Source organism: Rhizobium sp. ZW T2_16, from assembly GCF_044987325.1.
Lineage (GTDB): Bacteria > Pseudomonadota > Alphaproteobacteria > Rhizobiales > Rhizobiaceae > Neorhizobium > Neorhizobium cellulosilyticum.
In genome coordinates, this window is record NZ_JBJDRG010000055.1 from 1 (window position 1) to 2268 (window position 2268).

A 2268-nucleotide genomic window follows, 5' to 3' on the forward strand; every position below is an offset into this window, starting at 1 on the left:
AGCGGGGCTGATTTGGTGGCAGTGCCCGATAACGGGCAGTGCGGATGGCGAGATTGCGTCCGTGTGCTGCCCTTGGCATGGTGTTTTCGGCAACAACAAAGGGGCGCAGACCATGCGGCGGATCGACATTGATAACCTGGACGAGGCGGCGCTGGTCGAACTCAATGCGCGCATCGTCGAACGGCTGCAGTTCCTGCATCATCAGCGGACTGCAGCTGCGTTGCAGGACATTCGGGTCGGAAGCGGCGTGACGTTCGAAGGTCCTGGTGGAGCAACGATCCGGGGCATCGTTATTCGCCGCAACAAGAAAACGGTGACGGTGCATACCGACGATGAGCGACAGTGGAACGTGTCGCCGACGCTGCTGAAGCTCACCGGCTCCCATGTGCTCGATACGCTGGATGAGGTCATGGCGGGCAAGGCCAGGTCAGATGGGCCCAAGTCAGAAGGGGGCACATCAGGTTGGACCGGTACGAGGGCTTCGGATAAGATCGTTGCTTTCCCCAAGCCTGATCGCCGTTGATGTGCTCAGGCTCTGGCGGCGATCATCGAGGCCAGTGGAGGAATGGACCGTTCCAGTCCGCCCATGCCCAACCGATCGCCAAGATAGTGCCAGAACGACAGGCCGAGCTTCTGGCAGGTCTTCATCAGACCAAGCATGCTGTCGCGCGCCTGCCGACCATTGCGACTGACCGTGCCGCCCGAAATCTTTCGCTTGGTGACGAAGCTGCGCAGATCTCTTTCCGACGCGTTCGTATTAAGCGGCGTTTCAGGTCGCTCGAGAACCCGCAGCAGCTCGGCCTTGCGGCGCTTCAGCCGAGACAGCAGTTTGTCGAGATCGCCATATCCGGTGCGGATGGAGAATATTCGATCGAACCGGATCTGGAGTCCGCGGGCCGCACGTCGGCTGGGACTTCGCGAAAAATCCTTCAGAAGCTTATAAAAGAGCCAGATCAGCTCGCGCTGGGTCTCGACATGTTTTATCTGGCGCGGCGTCGCCGGCATCAGTTTTTGCAGCAATCGCTCCGCGTGAACCCAACACAGGGCATGGGTGCCGACGCGAAACTGTCCGGCATCGTCGGAGACGATCACCGTATTGCCGACAAGACCATGATGGCGGATGGAACCCCAAATGCCCGCCTCGGCAAACGGGCGGATGATGTCCCTGTCAAAGATGTCGATACCCTTCTCCGCCAGATGGCCAAGAAATGGAACCTGGTTGGCAAACCGCCGAGGCTCGCCCGTGTTCAAGCGCGCTAGAAGGGCGGGGTCCACCTGTCGGTCTTCCAGAAGGGCGAAGGCGTCGTCGTTGAGGACATAGTCCTGATAGTTGCCACGCAGCAGAGCCAGGAAGTTCAGCCGCGACTTGGATGGCGCCGTGCGAAAGGCGCTGAAATGCTCGCTTCCGATATGCGTCGTATGAAAATTGCGGTTGGCATGGCGGGCACCGGTGTCGTCAACGGTCACGTAAGGGGCCGAGACCAGACCGGCATGCAGCACGGCAGCATCCTCGGCATGAAAGCCATCCATCCGTTGCGTCAAAAACCGGATGACCTGGCGTTTGGAAATCTCGACACCGATATCGTTGAGCAGGGTCGTCAGTCGCTGCGTCGTGACCTGTCCATGGCTATGAAGCATCAGGCAGAAGCGCCGCAGGTTGGGCCCAAAGCCACCCTGGACGCCTGCTGGCAGCGGCGCGGTGATCGTGTGCCCATCCGGTGTCAGCCAGCATTCGCGGCGATAGCGCACGACGTCGGCGCGCACAACCAGATCCCGCACCAGGCAATCCTTGTAGCCTTTGAAGCGCGATCCAGGTGGAACGCTGGCGGCCAGTACCTCTTCGCGCGTGACGCGCTTCGTATCGTTCTTCGGCCCCCGCGGCCGAGTAGCCGTCTCCTTGCCGATGATCGTCTTGTCGCTGGTCGCCTGTTCCATGCCCGATGGTCTGAACGGTGGGCGTGGCGGCAGGTTCTTCAGCCGCGCGATCTCGTCGCGCAGGAGCTGGTTGTCGACTTTCAACCGCGTGTTCTCGATCTTGAGCTGGTCGTTCTCGTCGCGAAGCCTTTGGTTTTCGGCCTCGAGCTTTCCGATCCGGGTGTCTGCCCGCTCCGCCCGCTCCACCAGACCCGTCACAAGCTCCCGCAGCGCCTTCAGCGACAACGTATCGGCATGCTCGACCATGGGCAGGCGGCGCTTCGTCATGAAAGAAGAATCTCATGATTTGCAGAAAACGGGAATCCCTCCTGCCACCGGATTTGCTCCAGTTAC

2 protein-coding genes are annotated in these 2268 nt (G+C 60.6%); one reads left to right on the plus strand and one right to left on the minus strand.

Annotation, left to right across the window (positions count from 1 at the left end; genetic code table 11):
- Positions 1 to 523 (plus strand): hypothetical protein (locus tag ACI3K0_RS30650; protein WP_404946977.1); only part of this gene is annotated, 523 nt, incomplete at its 5' end.
- Positions 524 to 528: 5 nt separating this feature from the next.
- Here the strand turns inward: ACI3K0_RS30650 and ACI3K0_RS30655 are convergent.
- Complete coding sequence (locus ACI3K0_RS30655) at positions 529 to 2202, minus strand: transposase (protein WP_404946978.1); 1674 nt, start codon at positions 2200 to 2202, stop codon at positions 529 to 531.
- Between the last annotated feature and the right edge of the window lie 66 nt (positions 2203 to 2268).